The sequence below is a fragment of the Pseudomonas sp. R-28-1W-6 genome, from assembly GCF_009799925.1.
In the GTDB taxonomy this organism is placed as follows: Bacteria; Pseudomonadota; Gammaproteobacteria; order Pseudomonadales; family Pseudomonadaceae; genus Aquipseudomonas.
On the sequence record NZ_WELK01000001.1, the window covers coordinates 257,569 to 275,284 of the forward strand.

At 66.1% G+C, this 17,716-nt stretch carries 19 protein-coding genes; 14 read left to right on the plus strand and 5 right to left on the minus strand.

The genetic code is table 11. The features are described from left to right. Nucleotides 1–37 precede the first annotated feature (37 nt). Nucleotides 38–1,249: a putative DNA modification/repair radical SAM protein gene (locus F3I62_RS01180; protein WP_160487863.1), complete on the plus strand. Its 1,212-nt coding sequence runs from the start codon at nt 38–40 to the stop codon at nt 1,247–1,249. After that, the gene (locus F3I62_RS01185) at nt 1,249–2,091 is read left to right on the plus strand and encodes a TIGR03915 family putative DNA repair protein (protein ID WP_160487864.1); all 843 of its coding nucleotides are present in this window, start codon (nt 1,249–1,251) and stop codon (nt 2,089–2,091) included. The genes F3I62_RS01180 and F3I62_RS01185 overlap by 1 nt, the downstream gene beginning before the upstream one ends. On the opposite strand, the gene F3I62_RS01190 is transcribed toward F3I62_RS01185, so the two are convergent. Then, entirely contained in the window at nt 2,088–3,233 is a 1,146-nt protein-coding gene (locus tag F3I62_RS01190; RefSeq protein ID WP_160487865.1) for a PilT/PilU family type 4a pilus ATPase, read from the minus strand. The two genes, F3I62_RS01185 and F3I62_RS01190, sit on opposite strands and share 4 nt — an antisense overlap. Before the next feature lie 54 nt (nt 3,234–3,287). Next, nucleotides 3,288–4,322, minus strand: a complete 1,035-nt coding sequence (gene pilT / locus F3I62_RS01195; RefSeq protein WP_160077127.1) for a type IV pilus twitching motility protein PilT — start codon at nt 4,320–4,322, stop codon at nt 3,288–3,290. Between the two features lie 72 nt (nt 4,323–4,394). On the opposite strand from pilT, the gene F3I62_RS01200 reads away from it, so the two are divergent. The 12 genes from F3I62_RS01200 (at nt 4,395) to F3I62_RS01255 (ending at nt 14,476) form a co-directional block, all read left to right on the plus strand. After that, complete coding sequence (locus F3I62_RS01200) at nt 4,395–5,081, plus strand: YggS family pyridoxal phosphate-dependent enzyme (RefSeq protein WP_160487866.1); 687 nt, start codon at nt 4,395–4,397, stop codon at nt 5,079–5,081. Nucleotides 5,082–5,123: 42 nt separating this feature from the next. Next, on the plus strand, nt 5,124–5,942 hold the full coding sequence (gene proC / locus F3I62_RS01205; RefSeq protein ID WP_160487867.1) for a pyrroline-5-carboxylate reductase: 819 nt from the start codon (nt 5,124–5,126) through the stop codon (nt 5,940–5,942). Between the two features lie 25 nt (nt 5,943–5,967). Continuing rightward, entirely contained in the window at nt 5,968–6,561 is a 594-nt protein-coding gene (locus tag F3I62_RS01210) for a YggT family protein (protein ID WP_160487868.1), read from the plus strand. A gap of 1 nt (nt 6,562) precedes the next feature. Next, nucleotides 6,563–6,859, plus strand: a complete 297-nt coding sequence (locus F3I62_RS01215) for a DUF167 domain-containing protein (RefSeq protein ID WP_160487869.1) — start codon at nt 6,563–6,565, stop codon at nt 6,857–6,859. 175 nt (nt 6,860–7,034) lie between these two features. Continuing rightward, entirely contained in the window at nt 7,035–9,023 is a 1,989-nt protein-coding gene (locus F3I62_RS01220; RefSeq protein ID WP_160487870.1) for a dynamin-like GTPase family protein, read from the plus strand. 97 nt (nt 9,024–9,120) lie between these two features. Next, on the plus strand, nt 9,121–10,260 hold the full coding sequence (locus F3I62_RS01225; protein ID WP_160487871.1) for a homoserine O-acetyltransferase: 1,140 nt from the start codon (nt 9,121–9,123) through the stop codon (nt 10,258–10,260). Between the two features lie 3 nt (nt 10,261–10,263). Beyond that, entirely contained in the window at nt 10,264–10,884 is a 621-nt protein-coding gene (gene metW / locus F3I62_RS01230) for a methionine biosynthesis protein MetW (RefSeq protein WP_160487872.1), read from the plus strand. Between the two features lie 25 nt (nt 10,885–10,909). Beyond that, nucleotides 10,910–11,329 carry a DUF4426 domain-containing protein gene (locus F3I62_RS01235; protein WP_160487873.1) on the plus strand — a complete coding sequence of 140 codons (420 nt, stop codon included), beginning with the start codon at nt 10,910–10,912 and terminating at the stop codon, nt 11,327–11,329. Continuing rightward, nucleotides 11,326–11,922 carry an RdgB/HAM1 family non-canonical purine NTP pyrophosphatase gene (rdgB, locus tag F3I62_RS01240; protein WP_160487874.1) on the plus strand — a complete coding sequence of 199 codons (597 nt, stop codon included), beginning with the start codon at nt 11,326–11,328 and terminating at the stop codon, nt 11,920–11,922. The genes F3I62_RS01235 and rdgB overlap by 4 nt, the downstream gene beginning before the upstream one ends. Next, the gene (gene hemW / locus F3I62_RS01245; protein ID WP_160487875.1) at nt 11,919–13,079 is read left to right on the plus strand and encodes a radical SAM family heme chaperone HemW; all 1,161 of its coding nucleotides are present in this window, start codon (nt 11,919–11,921) and stop codon (nt 13,077–13,079) included. Before rdgB ends, hemW begins: the two co-directional genes overlap by 4 nt. Before the next feature lie 172 nt (nt 13,080–13,251). Continuing rightward, nucleotides 13,252–13,575, plus strand: a complete 324-nt coding sequence (locus tag F3I62_RS01250) for a DUF3392 domain-containing protein (protein ID WP_160487876.1) — start codon at nt 13,252–13,254, stop codon at nt 13,573–13,575. Nucleotides 13,576–14,050: 475 nt separating this feature from the next. Then, on the plus strand, nt 14,051–14,476 hold the full coding sequence (locus F3I62_RS01255) for a hypothetical protein (protein WP_160487877.1): 426 nt from the start codon (nt 14,051–14,053) through the stop codon (nt 14,474–14,476). Between the two features lie 62 nt (nt 14,477–14,538). Here F3I62_RS01255 and F3I62_RS01260 read toward each other — a convergent pair whose 3' ends face one another. From F3I62_RS01260 to F3I62_RS01270, 3 genes are all read right to left on the minus strand, one after another. Continuing rightward, nucleotides 14,539–16,080, minus strand: coding sequence for a phosphoenolpyruvate carboxykinase (locus tag F3I62_RS01260; RefSeq protein ID WP_160487878.1), 1,542 nt, complete (start codon nt 16,078–16,080; stop codon nt 14,539–14,541). Between the two features lie 158 nt (nt 16,081–16,238). Further along, a complete protein-coding gene (gene hslO, locus F3I62_RS01265; RefSeq protein ID WP_160487879.1) occupies nt 16,239–17,126 on the minus strand; it encodes an Hsp33 family molecular chaperone HslO in 888 nt (295 codons plus the stop codon). 85 nt (nt 17,127–17,211) lie between these two features. Beyond that, nucleotides 17,212–17,607, minus strand: a complete 396-nt coding sequence (locus F3I62_RS01270) for an RNA-binding S4 domain-containing protein (protein ID WP_160487880.1) — start codon at nt 17,605–17,607, stop codon at nt 17,212–17,214. Between the last annotated feature and the right edge of the window lie 109 nt (nt 17,608–17,716).

Here is a 17,716-nt window from a genome sequence, read left to right on the forward strand (position 1 = left end):
GAAATACTGTATATCCAAACAGTTAATGGATTGTGCCATGCAGTTGATCGACAAGCTCACCGTACTCGCCGATGCCGCCAAGTACGACGTCTCCTGCGCCAGCAGCGGCGCGCCGAAGCGCAGCTCGAAGGGCAAGAGCGGACTCGGCGCCACCAATGGCATGGGCATCTGCCACAGCTTCACCCCGGACGGGCGTTGCGTCGCGCTGCTGAAGATCCTGCTGACCAACTTCTGCCTGTACGACTGCCAATACTGCGTCAACCGCCGTTCCAGTGATGTACCACGGGCGCGCTTCACCCCCGAGGAGGTGGTGACCCTGACCCTGGACTTCTACCGGCGCAACTGCATCAGCGGGCTGTTTCTCAGCTCGGGCATCATTCGCTCGGCCGACTACACCATGGAGCAGCTGATCCGCGTCGCCAAGCTGCTGCGTGAAGAACACCAGTTCCGCGGCTACATCCACCTGAAGACCATTCCCGATGCCGATCCCCTGCTGATCGCCGAGGCCGGCCGCTATGCCGACCGCCTCAGCGTCAACATCGAACTGCCCACCGAAACCAGCCTGATCCGCCTGGCGCCGGAAAAGCAGGTGGGCACCATCAAGCAGGCCATGCACTCGATCCACCAGGGCGAGAACGAGGCCCGCGCGGAAAAACGCGCACCGCGCTTCGCCCCCGCCGGCCAGAGTACACAGATGATCGTCGGCGCCGACGCCACCGACGACAGCACCATCCTGCACACCGCCCAGTCGCTGTATGGCGCCTACCGCCTGCGCCGGGTCTATTACTCGGCATTCAGTCCGATCCCGCACAGCCCCAAGACCGTGCCCTTCGAGGCCCCACCGCTGCTGCGCGAACATCGCCTGTACCAGGCCGACTTCCTCCTGCGTGGCTATGGTTTCCAGGCCGGCGAGCTGCTCAGCGGCCCCGGCAATCTGGCCCTGGATATCGACCCCAAGCTGGCCTGGGCCCTGGCCAATCGCGAGCACTTTCCGGTCGACCTCAACCGCGCCGAGCCCAGCCTGATCGCCCGCGTCCCCGGGATCGGCGTACTCAGCGCCAAGCGCCTGGTGGCACTGCGCCGGCACAAGCGCATCCGCTTCGAAGACGTCAGCCGCCTGCGCTGCGCCCTGGAAAAAGCCAAGCCCTTCATCGTCACCCAGGACTATCGGCCCCAGCAGGCCGGCAGCGAGTCTCGAGTGCTGCGCCGGCAGCTGAGTGAAACACCGGCGCAGATGGTCCTCTGGTGATGGTCAGCGCCCGCTTCGATGGCAGTTTTGCCGGCTGGCGCCAGGCCGCACGCGAGCTGTTGCAGCAGGGCGTGACTGCCGACCAGATCAACTGGTACAGCAACGATGGCGATAGCGACCTGTTCGCGGCCGGCACTCCCTGCGCAACGCCGCACCAGGCGACAACCGCCATCCGGGTACCACGCCAGCTTCTCAGCCTGCTCGAAAGCGCCGCACGCTATCGCTGCGCAGAACGCTGGAGCCTGCTCTACCGGGTGCTCTGGCGGGTCAGCCAGGGCGACCGCAGCGCCATGCTGGCGGGGGATGCCGACGGCAGTGAGCTGCACAAACGGCTCAAGGCCGTACGCCGCGAAGCCCATCACCTGCATGCCTTTCTGCGCTTTCAGCCCTGCTGCGTCGAGAACGGGCCGGACTTCGTCGCCTGGCACGAGCCGGCCCATGACATTCTGCACAGCGCCAGCGGCCATTTTGCCGAACGCATGGGCCAGCACAGCTGGCTGATCGCTACGCCGCAAGACGGGGTGTACTGGGATGGCCAGCGCTTGCACCACCGGCAGCACTGCCCGCCGGAATGGCGGCAGCTGGCGCAGGCACCTGGGGATGAAGGCCAGCAGCTATGGCTGGCCTACTACGGCAGCACCTTCAACCCGGCGCGGCTGAATCGCAGCGTGCTGGAAAACAACCTGCCGGTGCGCTTCTGGAAAAACCTGCCGGAAGGATCGTTGATTCCGCAACTGATGAGCCAGGCCCGTGCCGGTGCGCAGCGCGACGGCCAGGCCCAGGCTGTCGCCCAGCAATCCGGAAAAACCATTCGCTACCGAACCGGCAGCGATGAGGTTTAGCGGAAACGCCGGCCCGGCTCTTCCTCGCTGACTTCCAGGCTGAGCCCCTGATTGGAGCTGGTCAGGTGTTCGCCGTCGGTTTCCGAACCGAGCTTGATCATCAGGCGCAGGTCGTTCGCCGAGTCGGCGTAGAGCAGCGCGTCTTCGTAGGTGATCTCGCCCTGGGTGTAGAGGTTGTACAGGGCCTGGTCGAAGGTCTGCATGCCCAGCTCTGTGGAGCGTTTCATCAGGTTCTTGAGCTCGTGCACCTCGCCCTTGCGGATCAGGTCGGCGGCCAGCGGGGTGTTGATCAGCACCTCGATCACCGCGCGGCGGCCCTTGCCATCCGGGGTCGGCACCAGCTGCTGGGCGACGATGGCCTTGAGGTTCAGCGACAGGTCCATCCACACCTGGTTCTGCCGGTCCGGCGGGAAGAAGTTGATGATCCGGTCCAGCGCCTGGTTGGCGTTGTTGGCGTGCAGGGTGGCCAGGCACAGGTGGCCGGTCTCGGCGAAGGCCACGGCATGGTCCATGGTCTCGCGGGTACGGATCTCGCCGATCAGGATCACGTCCGGCGCCTGGCGCAGGGTGTTCTTCAGCGCCACCTCGAAGGACTCGGTGTCGATGCCCACTTCGCGCTGGGTGACGATGCAGCTCTGGTGCTGGTGGATATATTCGATCGGGTCTTCGATGGAGATGATGTGGCCGCTGCTGTTCTTGTTGCGGTAACCGATCATCGCCGCCAGCGAGGTGGACTTGCCGGTACCGGTGGCGCCGACGAACAGCACCAGGCCGCGCTTGGTCAGCGCCAGCTTCTTGAGGATTTCCGGCAGCTTGAGGTCGTCGATGGTCGGGATGTTGGTCTCGATGCGACGCAGCACCATGCCCGCCAGGTTGCGCTGGTAGAAGGCGCTGACGCGGAAACGACCGATGCCGCGGGCGCTGATGGCGAAGTTGCACTCGTGGTTCTCGGCAAAGTCGCGGCGCTGCTGCTCGTTCATCACCGAATGCACGGTTTCCCGGGTCTGTTCCGGCGACATGGGGTTCTTGGTCACCGGCATGATCTTGCCGTTGACCTTCATCGACGGTGGCACCCCGGCGGTAATGAACAGGTCAGAACCACCCTTTTCCACCATCAAGCGCAGCAGCTTTTCGAATTCCATCGTTCCCGCCCATGTTGCCAGTGCTGGGCCGCAACCGGGGCGGCCCGCTTATTATTAGAAGTTTTCCGGGGTCTTGGCCTTCTCGCGGGCCGCCTCGCGACTGACCAGGCCCTTGGCCACCAGGCCTTTCAGGCAGGAGTCGAGGGTCTGCATGCCCAGCGAGCCGCCGGTCTGGATCGCCGAGTACATCTGCGCCACCTTGTCCTCGCGGATCAGGTTACGGATCGCCGGGGTGCCGATCATGATCTCGTGGGCCGCCACCCGGCCACCGCCGATCTTCTTCAGCAGGGTCTGCGAGATCACCGACTGCAGCGATTCGGAGAGCATGGAGCGGACCATGGACTTCTCCTCGGCGGGGAACACGTCGACCACCCGGTCGATGGTCTTGGCCGCCGAGGTGGTGTGCAGGGTGCCGAACACCAGGTGACCGGTTTCCGCCGCGGTCAGCGCCAGGCGGATGGTTTCCAGGTCGCGCATCTCGCCGACCAGGATGATGTCCGGGTCTTCACGCAGGGCCGAACGCAGGGCCTCGGAGAAGCCGTGGGTGTCGCGGTGCACTTCGCGCTGGTTGACCAGGCACTTCTTCGACTCGTGAACGAATTCGATCGGGTCTTCGATGGTCAGGATATGGTGGTACTTGGTGCTGTTCAGGTAGTCGAGCATCGCCGCCAGGGTGGTCGACTTGCCCGAGCCGGTCGGCCCGGTGACCAGTACCAGACCGCGCGGCACGTCGGTGATCTTCTTGAACACCTCGCCCATGCCGAGGTCTTCCATGGTCAGCACTTTCGACGGAATGGTCCGGAATACCGCACCGGCGCCGCGGTTCTGGTTGAACGCGTTGACCCGGAAGCGCGCCACGCCCGGCACTTCGAAGGAGAAGTCGGTCTCGAGGAATTCCTCGTAATCCTTGCGCTGCTTGTCGTTCATGATGTCGTAGATCAGCGCGTGGACCTGTTTGTGGTCCATCGCCGGCAGGTTGATCCGCCGTACGTCGCCGTCCACCCGAATCATCGGCGGCAGGCCCGCCGAGAGGTGCAGGTCCGACGCGCCTTGCTTGGCGCTGAAGGCCAACAGCTCGGTAATATCCATGGGACTCCCCAATCACATGCAAGCAGGTAGAATGCCGCAAACCCCTGACGGGCGGGCTATAGAGCGCGAGTAATGTCCACGATAGCAGAGAATATTGCAAAGGTTCGCGAGCGTATCCGTGAGGCGGCGCAAGCCTCGCAGCGAGATTCGGCGACTATCGGCCTGCTCGCGGTGAGCAAGACCAAACCCGCCGCCGCGATCCGCGAAGCCCATGCGGCCGGGGTTCGCGACTTCGGCGAAAACTACCTGCAGGAAGCCCTGGGCAAGCAGCTGGAACTGGCCGACCTGGACTTGATCTGGCACTTCATCGGCCCCATTCAATCGAACAAGACCAAGCCGATCGCCGAGCATTTCGCCTGGGTGCACTCGGTGGACCGCCTGAAGATCGCCGAGCGCCTGGCCGCCCAGCGCCCGGCCGGCTTGCCACCGCTGAATATCTGCCTGCAGGTGAATGTCAGCGGCGAGGCCAGCAAATCCGGCTGTACCCCGGAGCAACTGCCGGCCCTGGCACAGGCGGTTACACAACTGCCGCAGCTGCGCCTGCGCGGATTGATGACAATCCCCGAACCGACCGACGATGCGGTCGAGCAGCATGCCGCCTTCGCCCGCCTGCGCGAGCTGCGCGACCGCCTGGACCCGGGCCTCGACAGCCTGTCCATGGGCATGAGCCACGACCTGGAGGCGGCGATCGCCGAAGGCGCGACCTGGGTACGCATCGGCACCGCCCTGTTTGGCGCCCGCGACTACGGCCAGCCCTGAGCGGGCCAACCACCCCGAATTGAAGAACGAAGGAAACCCGACATGAGCCACCCACGTATCGCCTTCATCGGTGCCGGCAACATGGCCACCAGCCTGATCGGCGGCCTGCTCGCCCAGGGCATCCCGGCCAGCCACATCCGCGCCAGCGACCTGGGCGCCGAACAGCGGGCCAAGGTCGCCGGCGAATACGGCATCGAGCTGTTCGCCAGCAACGCCGAGGCCATCGCCGGCGCCGAGGTGGTGGTCCTGGCGACCAAGCCGCAGGTGCTCAAGGACGTCTGCCTGGCCCTGGCCCCGAGCCTGGTCGACGGCCAGCTGATCGTCTCCATCGCCGCCGGCATCGGTTGCGCCAGCCTGGCCAACTGGCTGGGCGAGCGCCCGATCGTGCGCTGCATGCCGAACACCCCGGCCCTGCTGCGCCAGGGCGTCAGCGGCCTGTTCGCCAACGCCGAGGTCTCCACCGCCCAGCGCCAGCAGGCCGAACAGCTGCTGTCCGCCGTCGGCCTGGCCCTGTGGCTGGACCAGGAGCAGCAGATCGATGCGGTCACCGCCGTGTCCGGCAGCGGCCCGGCCTATTTCTTCCTGCTGATCGAGGCGATGACCGCCGCCGGCGAGCAACTCGGCCTGCCGCGCGGGATCGCTGAGCAGCTGACCGTGCACACTGCCCTCGGCGCCGCGCGCATGGCCAGCGAGAGCGAGGTCGACGCCGCCGAACTGCGCCGCCGGGTGACCTCGCCCAACGGCACCACCGAAGCGGCGATCAAGGCCTTCCAGGCCGGCGGCTTCGAGGCGCTGGTGCAGAAGGCCCTGGACGCCGCCGCCAAGCGCTCGGCCGAACTCGCCGCCCAACTGGGCCAATAAACAGCTGGATCAACAAGGAGCCCGCATGTCCGGATTCACGGAAGCCCTCATCTATATCATCCAGACCCTCGGCAGCCTGTACCTGCTGATCGTACTGCTGCGCTTCATCCTGCAACTGGTGCGCGCCGACTTCTACAACCCGCTCAGCCAGTTCACCCTGAAGGCCACCCAGCCCCTGCTCAAGCCGCTGCGCCGGATCATTCCCGGCCTGGGCGGCCTGGACCTGGCCTCGCTGGTGCTGGCGATCCTGGTGCAACTGCTGCTGATGGTGGTGATCATCCTCATCGCCGGCGCCAATCCGCTCGCGGTCGGCCTGCAGCTACTGGTGTGGGCGGTGATCGCGGTGACCTCGCTGTTCCTCAAGATCTTCTTCTTCGCCATGATCATCAGCGTGATCCTCTCCTGGGTCGCCCCCGGCAGCTACAACCCCGGGGCGCAGCTGGTCAACCAGATCTGCGAGCCGCTGCTGGCGCCGTTCCGCCGCCTGATCCCGAACCTCGGCGGCCTGGATATCTCGCCGATCTTCGCCTTTATCGCGCTGAACCTGCTGGATCGCTTCGTCATCGGCAACCTCGCGGCCATGAGTGGCATGCCCGCCATCCTCAGCCCGTTCATCTGAGATGGCCTGGTTCCGCTGGGATGGCGACGACCTGATTCTCGACTGCCACCTGCAGCCCAAGGCCAGCAAGGACGAGTTCACCGGCCTGCACGGTGAGCGGCTGAAGATCCGCCTCACCGCGCCACCGGTGGAAGGCAAGGCCAATGCCCATCTGCTGGCCTTTCTTGGCAAGGCCTTCGGCGTGGCCAAGAGCCAGGTCAGCCTGGAAAGCGGCGAGCTGAACCGGCAGAAACGCGTGCGCATCCATGCGCCGCAACGCCTGCCGGAGCTGCCCGGGCTGACCGCTCGGTCGTCTTGAGCGACCACAGGGGACGGCGTGTGCGCCGGGGCGATTGACGCCGGCGCCATCCCCCGCATAATGCGGGCATCTGCGGCAAAGCCTCGGCTATCGTGGCGCCGCCGCAGGCCAGTCTGCCGTCGCCCTCGCCACCCACGACCAGCGCAGGATGCGTTACCCGAGAGGAGAAGCCCGGATGAGCATGGAACGTCTCAGTCAGCAGGTAGACGCCTACGTCGCCTGGAAGCGCGAGTTGATGCGCGAGATCACCCGTTACCGCAGCTGGCTGGCGCACAACCGGCTCGGCTCGGAAGCGCTCGACACCCGCCTGGAACGGGCCCTGCGCCTGCTGCGTACCGACCACATCACCCTGGCCTTCGTCGGCGAGTTCTCCCGTGGCAAGACCGAGCTGATCAACAGCCTGTTCTTCTCCGAGTACGGCCAGCGCATGCTGCCGTCCCAGGCCGGGCGCACCACCATGTGCCCGACCGAGCTGTTCTTCGACCCGCGCTCCGAGCGTTCCTACATCCGCCTGCTGCCGATCGAGACGCGCACCGCCTCGGCCAGCGTGGCGCAGTTCAAGCGCATTCCGCGGCACTGGGTGAACATCCCGCTGGACACCAGCGACCCGGACAACATGGTGCAGGCCTTCAGCCAGGTGGCGAAGACCAAGCCGATGCCGGTGGAACAGGCGATCCAGCTCGGCTTCCACCCGGACATGCTGGAAAGCGCCGGCAAGCCCGGCCAGGTGCTGGTACCGGCTTGGCGCCACGCCATCGTCAACTTCGACCACCCGCTGCTGCGCCAAGGCCTGCGCATCCTCGACACGCCCGGCCTGAACGCCCTCGGCAGCGAACCGGAACTGACCCTGTCGATGCTGCCCAGCGCCCAGGCGATCATCTTCCTGCTGGCCGCCGACACCGGCGTCACCGCCAGCGACATGGCGATCTGGCAGCAGCATATCCGCCAGCTCGACGAAGACACCCAGTCCAGCCTGTTCGCCGTGCTGAACAAGATCGACGTGCTGTGGGACGACCTCGCCGGCGAGCAGTTCGTGCACAACGCCATCAGCCAGATCCGCCACGCCACCGCGCGCCAGCTGGGCATCAGTGCCGACAGCGTGCTGCCGCTGTCGGCCAAGCAGGCGATGCTGGCCAAGGTACGCAAGGACGAGGCGCTGCTCGCGCGCAGCCAGCTCGGCGACCTGGAAAGCCTGCTCTGCGAACGCATCGTCGCGCAGAAGGAGCGCCTGCTCGAAGACCGCGTGGTCAACCAGGTGCTGGCCCTGCTCAACAACAGCCAGCACGTGCTCAACCTGCGCCTGGCCAAGGTGCGCGAGCAGCAGGAGCTGCTCTCCAGCCACCAGCAGGACAACGGCCAGATGCTCTTCGAGCTGACCGCCAAGACCAAGGAAGACCACAGCCAGCACCACAAGCGCCTGCTCGGTCTGAAGACCAACCAGCGCCTGCTCAAGCGCCAGGGCGACCTGTTGCGCGCCGCCGTCCTCCCGGACCGCCTGGAAGGTCACCTGGCGCGGGTCCGCGAGGGCCTGAGCGGCAGCTGGACCACCTTCGGCATCAACCAGGCGATCCTGCAGTTCTTCCACAACGTCGAACACGACCTCGGCAACCTGGCCCAGGAAGCCGAGATGGCCAACAAGATGGTCGCCGCCATCTACCGCCGGCACAACGAGGAAAACCCGCTGCACGGCGTCGACGCGCCGCAGTTCAACAGCCGCCGCTACCTGCGCGAGCTGCAGCAGCTGCAGGCCAAGGCCGACCAGTTCCGCCTGCACCTGAAGACCCTGCTCACCGAGCAGAAGATCCTGACCCGGCGCTTCTTCGCCACCCTGGTGCAGGAAGTCATCGGCCTGCACCAGCGCCTGCGCCACGAGGCCGAGCAGTGGGCCAGCGACGCGCTGATGCCGCTGATGCAGCACACCCTGGAACACAAGCAGCTGCTGGAAACCCACATGCTGCGGCTCAAGGCCCTGGCTCAGGACACCCAGCAGGCGCGCCAGCGCGGCCAGCAACTGGCGCGCTACATCGGCGAGCTGGAAACCCAGCTGGGCCAGGCCAGCGACATGCTCCGCGCACTGCGCCGCCCGGCGCCGATCCAGCGCCAGGGCAAGGTCGTCACCCTGCCCGGCGCAGCCCGCCAGCAAGGCGCCGGCGACCCGGCGTAGAGCCTTTCCATTCAAGGCCTTAGCGGCCCCCGCGGCGCTTGCCGCTGGGGGCCCCGGTCTTTAGACTGCTGCACTCCCTTGATCGAGAGCAGGGTCGATGCCGACAGCCTTTCCCGAAGATTCCGTCGGTCTGGTCACACCGCAGACTGTGCACTTTGCCGAGCCACTGCCCCTGGTGTGCGGGCGCACGCTGGCCGACTACCAGCTGATCTACGAGACCTACGGCACGCTGAATGCCGCGGCGAGCAACGCCGTGCTGATCTGCCACGCCCTGTCCGGCCATCACCACGCCGCCGGCTACCACCGCGCGGACGAGCGCAAGCCGGGCTGGTGGGACAGCTGCATCGGCCCCGGCAAGCCGATCGACACCAACAAGTTCTTCGTCGTCAGCCTCAACAACCTCGGCGGCTGCAACGGCTCCACCGGCCCCGGCAGCCTCAACCCGGCCACCGGCAAGGTCTACGGCGCCGACTTCCCGGTGATGACCGTGGAAGACTGGGTGCACAGCCAGGCACGCCTGGCCGACCGGCTCGGCATCGGCCGCTGGGCCGCGGTGATCGGCGGCAGCCTGGGCGGCATGCAGGCGCTGCAGTGGAGCATCAGCTACCCCGAGCGCGTGCGCCACTGCCTGGCGATTGCCTCGGCACCCAAGCTGTCGGCGCAGAACATCGCCTTCAACGAAGTGGCGCGCCAGGCCATCCTCACCGACCCGGACTTCCACGGCGGGCACTTCCAGGAACAGGGGGTGATCCCCAAGCGCGGCCTGATGCTGGCGCGCATGGTCGGCCACATCACCTACCTGTCGGACGACGCCATGGGCGAGAAATTCGGCCGCGAGCTGAAGACCGACAAGCTCAACTACGACTTCCACAGCGTCGAGTTCCAGGTCGAGAGCTACCTGCGCTACCAGGGCGAGGAGTTCTCCGGGCGTTTCGACGCCAACACCTACCTGCTGATGACCAAGGCGCTGGACTACTTCGACCCGGCCGCCGCCCAGGGCGGCAACCTGGCCAAGACCCTGGCGGTGGCCCAGGCCGACTTCTGCGTGATGTCCTTCACCACCGACTGGCGCTTCTCGCCGGCGCGCTCGCGGGAAATCGTCGACGCCCTGCTGGCGGCCAACAAGAACGTCAGCTACCTGGAAATCGACGCGCCGCAGGGCCACGACGCCTTTCTCATCCCGATCCCGCGCTACCTGCAGGCCTTCGGCGGTTACATGAAACGGATCGAGGTATAAGCCATGCGCGCAGATCTGGACATCATCCAGGAATGGATCCCCGCCGGCAGCCGCGTGCTCGACCTCGGCTGCGGCGACGGCGAACTGCTGGCCTGGCTGCACGCCAACAAGCAGGTCAGCGGCTACGGCCTGGAGATCGACGGCGACAAGATCGCCACCTGCATCGAGCGCGGGGTCAACGTGATCGAACAGGATCTCGACCAGGGCCTCGGCAACTTCGCCAGCAACAGCTTCGACGTGGTGGTCATGACCCAGTCGCTGCAGGCCCTGCGCTACCCGGACAAGGTCCTGGCGGAAATGCTGCGGGTCGGCAAGACCTGCATCATCACCTTCCCCAACTTCGGCCACTGGCACTGCCGCTGGTACCTGGCGCGCAACGGGCGCATGCCGGTATCGGAATTCCTGCCCTACACCTGGTACAACACGCCGAACATCCACTTCTGCACCTTCGCCGACTTCGAGCGCCTGTGCCTGCAGCTGGGCGCCCGGGTCGAGGAGCGCCTGGCGGTGGACCACGAGCATCGGCACAGCCTGGGCAGCAAGCTTTGGCCTAATCTGATGGGAGAGATCGGCATCTATCGCGTCAGCGGGCCCGGCCTGGCCGATCACCGCGTAGCCCTCTAACCCCCTGACGCCCAGGAGAACCACCATGCCTCGCCTCGCTTCCCTGCTGCTGTGCCTGCTCGTCGCCCTGCCCGCCTTCGCCGAACGCAAACAGAGCTTCGGCGACCTGGATGTGCATTACAGCGTGTTCAACTCCAGCTTCCTGCAGCCGGATATCGCCGCCGCGGCGGGCCTCAACCGCAGCAAGACCACCGGCGTGATCAACGTCGCCGCGCTCAAGGCCGGCAAGGGCGTGCCGGCCCAGGTCAGTGGCCAGGTGAAGAACCTGCTCGGCCAGACCAGCGCGCTGAGCTTCAAGCAGGTGCTGGAAAGCGGCGCGGTGTACTACCTGGCCGAGTTCCCGCTGCGCGAGCGCGAGATGCTCAACTTCACCCTCAACCTGCAGGTCGGCGATGCCGCGCCGCAGAGTTTCAGTTTTGACCAGGAAGTGTTTCCGGACGAATGATGCAGCTCACCGAACTCGTGCTGGCCAGCCACAACGCCGGCAAACTCAAGGAACTCCAGGCCATGCTCGGCGACGCCGTGCGCGTGCGCGCGATCGGCGAGTTCTCCAGCGTGGAGCCGGAGGAAACCGGCCTGTCCTTCGTCGAGAACGCCATCCTCAAGGCCCGCCATGCCGCCCGGGTGTCCGGCCTGCCGGCGCTGGCCGACGACTCGGGGCTGGCGGTGGACTGCCTCGGCGGCGCACCCGGCATCTACTCGGCGCGCTATGCCGACGGCCTGGGTGACGCGGCCAACAACGCCAAGCTGCTGGAGGCGCTCAAGGACGTCCCGGATGCCGAGCGCGGCGCCCAGTTCGTCTGCGCCCTGGCCCTGGTGCGGCACGCCGACGACCCGCTGCCGATCCTCTGCGAGGGCCTCTGGCACGGCAGCATCCTGCACGCACCGTGCGGCGAGCATGGCTTCGGCTACGACCCGCTGTTCTGGGTCGCCGAACGCGGCTGCTCCAGCGCCGAGCTGACCTCGATCGAGAAGAACCAGCTCAGCCACCGCGCCCGCGCCATGGTCCTGCTCAAGCAGCGCCTGGGGCTGGCATGAGCACGCTCAGCGGCGGGAGCTTCCAGCTGCCGCCACTGGCGCTGTACATCCATATCCCGTGGTGCGTGCGCAAATGCCCGTACTGCGACTTCAACTCCCACGCCGCCGGCCCCACGCTGCCGGAAGAGGACTATGTCGACGCCCTGCTGGCCGACCTGGACGCCGACCTCGGCCATGTCCACGGTCGCGAGTTGAGCTCGATCTTCTTCGGTGGCGGCACCCCCAGCCTGTTCTCGGCCCGCGCCCTGGGCCGCCTGCTGGAGGGCGTAGAGCGGCGCGTGCGCTTCGCCAGCGCCATCGAGATCACCCTGGAAGCCAACCCCGGCACCTTCGAGCAGGCCAAGTTCCGCGACTACCGCCGCCTCGGCATCAACCGCCTGTCGATCGGCGTGCAGAGTTTCCAGCAGGCCAAGCTCAAGGCCCTCGGCCGCATCCACGACGGCGACGAGGCGATCCGTGCCGCCGACATGGCGCGCGCCGCCGGCTTCGACAACTTCAACCTCGACCTGATGCACGGCCTGCCCGAGCAGAGCATCGAGGACGCCCTGTTCGACCTGCGCACCGCCATCGCCCAGGGGCCGACGCACCTGTCCTGGTACCAGCTGACCATGGAGCCAAACACGGTGTTCTGGAGCCAGCCGCCGGCGCTGCCGGAAGACGACCTGCTGTGGGACATCCAGGAGGCCGGCCAGGCCCTGCTGACCGAGCAGGGCTACGCCCAGTACGAGGTCTCCGCCTATGCCCAGGCCGGCCAGGCGGCGCGGCACAACCTCAACTACTGGACCTTCGGCGATTTCCTCGGCATCGGCGCCGGCGCCCACGCCAAGCTGAGCAGCCCGTCCGGGCAGATCGCGCGCAGCTGGAAGACCCGCCTGCCCAAGGACTACCTCGACCCGGCCAAGGCCTTCCAGGCCGGCGAGCGCCTGCTGACGGCCGACGAACTGCCGTTCGAGTTCCTGATGAACGCGCTGCGTCTCACCGAAGGCGTGCCGGCCAGCCTGTTCAGCGCGCGCACCAGCCTGCCCCTGGCGCAGCTGGACGGCGCCCGGCGCGAGGCCGAGGCACGCAAGCTGCTGCTGGCCGACCCCGAACGCCTGGTGGCGACCCGCGAAGGCCAGCTGTTCCTCAACGACCTGCTGCAGCACTTCCTGCCGTAGGTTGGGTTGAGCGTAGCGAAGCCCAACGACGAGCAACCAGGCCGCGACTCTGCTTAGCGCTTCGCTGGTTGGGCTTCGGCGCTACGCACCCCAACCCAACCTACCGCAGCCCGAGCGACAGACGGTAAACTGCCCACCCCCGCCAGCCCACCGCCCAGAATAAGGACAACCGATGGATCTGCTGCTCGACCTGATCACCACCCTGTCGCGCTGGTGCCGCGGCAACCTGTTCGACATTTCCCTGGCCATCATGGCCACCCTGTTCGTGCTGTTCGGACCGGGCATCAATGCCTGGGTGCAACGCTCCATCAGTGGCTTCAACTTCTTCCTGCGCACGCTGATCTTCGTCCTGGTCTGCGCGGTCGGCTACGGCCTGGCCATCGTCTTCCTCACCCCCTGGCTGGCCCAGGGCCTGGGCTACTTCAACAACTTCACCCTGGCGCCGGTGCTGTTGCTGGTGTTCTTCCTGATCGGCGTGCTGGCCGATCGCAGCTGACCCCGCCCACCGGGCAGCAGCCTCATTCGCCCGTGGCCTTGCGCAAAAGCCGCTGATCGCCTTTTCTCTGTAACCAGGCGGATGCCCGCTGGCCATCCGCCCATGGCCCTGTATGCGCCGACACCGGCTGCGCACAGACGCTCGACTGGAGCAACACCCGGCAGTCCTCCCCACCGGCCCACCCCGGAGGCACCATGAAGCGCATCGCCCCGCTGCTGCTGATCCTCGCCAGCCTGCTCAGCCCAGGCGTTCTGGCGGAAAACCTCGCCCGCGAAGGGCACAACAGCCTGCTGCCGCCACCCGCTTAGCCGGCGATGCGGCGCAAGGCCGTGCCGGCAGGGCGCGGCTGCAGCCCCGTGCGCGGTGGCGAAAAACGAACCGGACAATCCATGCGCAGCACTATCGCCAATCCATCTAACGGACCTGCCGCGGGCGAGGTAGATTGAAATTAATAGGGCCACACAGGAGGTAGGGCATGCAAGTATCCGGGTACAGCGGCAACCTGCCCCTCTCGACCCAGATCATCAACAAAGCCGGCCAGGCCACCGCATCACCCGAGGTTCCGCTCACTGCGGAACAGGTGAATCGCACGGTCGACCGCGCTGCTGATCGAGTCGCCGAGCAGCAGGACAGTCAGACACTGGGCCAGTCCAACCGGCGCAGCGCCGCCACCCAGTTGTACAGTGCCACCAGCCAGCAACGGCAAATCGATACCTATCTGGCGGTCGCCAGCGAAGGCGAGATCGACAGCCAGCCGGGCGCGGTGGGAACAGCACTGCAATTGCGTGACGACGCCCGTCGCAACCAGCTGGCACAGGACATCGCGAGCAACACCCGCCGCGTCGAGCGGCCCGAGGCAAAACCGGTTGCACCGGAAGCGTACAGAGACACCCGTGCCTGATCTGCACCGACAGCAGCGCACAAAAAAGCCGCCCGAGGGCGGCTTTTTCATGGGCGGGCAACTTACAGTTGCGGGCCGGCGTTGCGGATGGCCTCGGACACGTCGAACTTCTTGAAGTTCTCGATGAACAGCTTGGCCAGGCCTTTGGCGGCCTCGTCGTAGGCGTTCTGGTCAGCCCAGGTGTTGCGCGGGTTGAGCAGGTTGGTCTCGACGCCCGGTACGGCCTTCGGCACGTCCAGGTTGATCAGCGGCAGGTGCTCGGTTTCGGCACCGATCAGCGCGCCGCTCTGGATGGCCGCGATCACGCCACGGGTGGTCGGAATGTTGAAACGCTTGCCGACGCCGTAGCCACCGCCGGTCCAGCCGGTGTTGACCAGGTAGACCTTGGAGCCGAAGCCATTGATGCGCTTGATCAGCAGCTCGGCGTACTCGCCAGCCGGGCGCGGGAAGAACGGCGCACCGAAGCAGGTGGAAAAGGTCGACTTGATGCCGCTGCCGCTACCCATTTCGGTGGAACCGACCAGCGCGGTGTAACCGGACAGGAAGTGGTAGGCCGCCTGCTCGTTGTTCAGGATCGACACCGGCGGCAGCACGCCAGTCAGGTCGCAGGTCAGGAAGATCACCGCGTTCGGCTCGCCGCCCAGGTTCTTCTCGCTGCGCTTCTCGACGTGCTCCAGCGGGTAGGCGGCACGGCTGTTCTGGGTCAGGCTGTCATCGCTGTAGTCGGGAACGCGGTTCTCGTCGAGCACCACGTTTTCCAGCACGGCGCCGAACTGGATGGCTTTCCAGATCACCGGTTCGTTCTTCTCGGACAGGTCGATGCACTTGGCGTAGCAACCGCCCTCGATGTTGAACACCACACCTTCGCCCCAGCCGTGCTCGTCGTCGCCGATCAGGTAGCGGCTTTCGTCGGCGGACAGGGTGGTCTTGCCGGTGCCGGACAGACCGAAGAACAGGGTCACGTCACCTTCTTCGCCGATGTTGGCAGCGCAGTGCATTGGCAGCACGTCTTTTTCCGGCAGCAGGAAGTTCTGCACGGAGAACATGGCTTTCTTCATCTCACCGGCGTAGCGCATACCAGCGATCAGGACTTTCTTGGCGGCGAAGTTGATGATCACGCAGCCATCGGAGTTGGTGCCATCACGCTCCGGCACGCACTCGAAGTTGGAAACGTTGAGCACCTTCCACTCGTCCTTGCCGGCCGGGTTGTAGCTCTGCGGCTCGATGAACAGCTGGCGACCGAACAGGTTCTGCCAGGCGGTGGCGGTGGTCATCTTGACCGGCAGGTAGTGCTCGGCAGCGGAGCCGACATGCACATGGGAAACGAAGAAGTCCTGGCCGCGGTTGAATTCCTCGACGCGATCCCACAGGGCATCGAACTTGTCGGCCGGGAACGGACGGTTGATGTTGCCCCAGGCGATTTTCGCCTCGCTGCTCGGCTCCTGCACGATGTAGCGGTCAGCCGGGGAACGGCCGGTGCGATGACCGGTACGCACAACCAGCGCGCCATTGGCGGCCAGCTCGCCTTCGCCACGGCGAATGGCCTCTTCGACCAGTTGGGCAACGCTGATATCGGTGTAAACGGCGGTGTTGGCTTGCGTCATGAGGGTCCCCGTCGGCGGCTGGCCGAGTCTTCCAAACGTTGTGTAGTAAGCCGTCGGCTTCGCTACAGCGATAAAAAAGTCGCGGGAGTATGCCAGAAAAGCCGGCTTTTTGGCAGCCTCTTGTCTACCTAACTAACCGATAGACGCACGCTATAGCATCAGTGACGGGTCGCCGATGGCGCCTGGGTATCGCCGCTGACGAACAACTGCGCCACATCGGCCGCGTCGAAGGCATAGCGCTGGTTGCAGAACTGGCAGTCGATCACCACCCGTCCGGCATGCTCGCTGAGCAGCAGTTCGGCATCTTCCTGGCCCAGGCTGATCAGCGCCCGCGCCGAACGCTCGCGCGAGCAGCTGCAACGGAACTGCAGCGGCAGCGGGTCGAACAGGCGCAGGGCTTCCTGGTGATACAGGCGGTGCAGCACGGTGTGGTTGTCCAGGCCGAGCAGCTCTTCGGCGCTCAGGGTATTGGCCAGGGTCAGCAGGTGTTCCCAGCTGGCGGCCCGCTCCTCGGGGTCCGGCAGGCGGTCGGCCGGCAGTTGCTGCAGCAGCAGACCACGGGCGCGGCGGCCGTCGGCATGCAGCCAGAAGCGGGTGGGCAGCTGCTCGGAGCTGGCGAAGTATTCGGACAGGCAGTCGGCCAGGCTGTCGCCTTCCAGGCCGACGATGCCCTGGTAGCGCTGGCCCTGCTTGTGGTCGATGGTCAGCGCCAGGCTGCCTTCGGGCATCAGCTCGTGCAGGCCGGCATCGGCCTTGATCTGCGCGGCGTCGTAGCGGGCGATGCCGCGCACTTCGCGCTGGCTGGAGATTTCGATCATCAGCAGCGGCACCGGCCCGTTGGAGCGCGCCTGCAGGATCAGCAGGCCATCGAACTTCAAGGTACCGACCAGCAGCGCCGCGGCAGCGAGCATTTCGCCGAGCAGCTGGGCCACCGGCTGCGGGTAGGGATGCTTGGCCAGCACATGCTGGTAGCTCTCGCCGAGGCTGGCCAGTTCGCCGCGCACATCGGAGTCGTCGAACAGGAAACGTTGAGTGAAATCGGTCATGCCCGGACTCTGCTTGGTTTCAGGGTTGGCGATTTTAGGCGCAAAGCCCGGCGCGACCAAGGCCCGGCTGTCCAGCGCCCGCCCTTCAGTCCTGCCCGCCGCGGAACTGCTGGAGCTGGCGGCGCTGTTTCTTGCTCGGCCGGCCGTCGGTCTGCAGGCCCAGGGCGCCGGCCTTGCGCAGCTCGGCGGCGGCCTCACGGTGCTCCCGGCTGGCGGCGGTCTCCTCGTACAGCAGCTGCGCCTCCGGCGCCCCGCGGCGCACCATCGACAGCGCGAGCACGCGCACCGTGCGCTCCTCGAAGCCGGTGCGGATGACGTACTCGTCGCCGATCCTCGGCTCCTTGCCCGGTTTGCAGCGCTCGCCGCGGCAATGCACCTTGCCGCCCTCGATGGCCTCCTTGGCCAGGGCGCGGGTCTTGTAGAAGCGCGCGGCCCACAGCCATTTGTCCAGGCGTATCTTGTCTGGGTCTTTATCGCTCATCGTGCCCTCGTGAAGAGTTCGCTCATGACGCTGAATCTTGCCTGATGCAGTTGTCACATGGGCCTACTAGAATGCCCGCAACTTCCGGAGAAAGCCTGCATTGAAGACT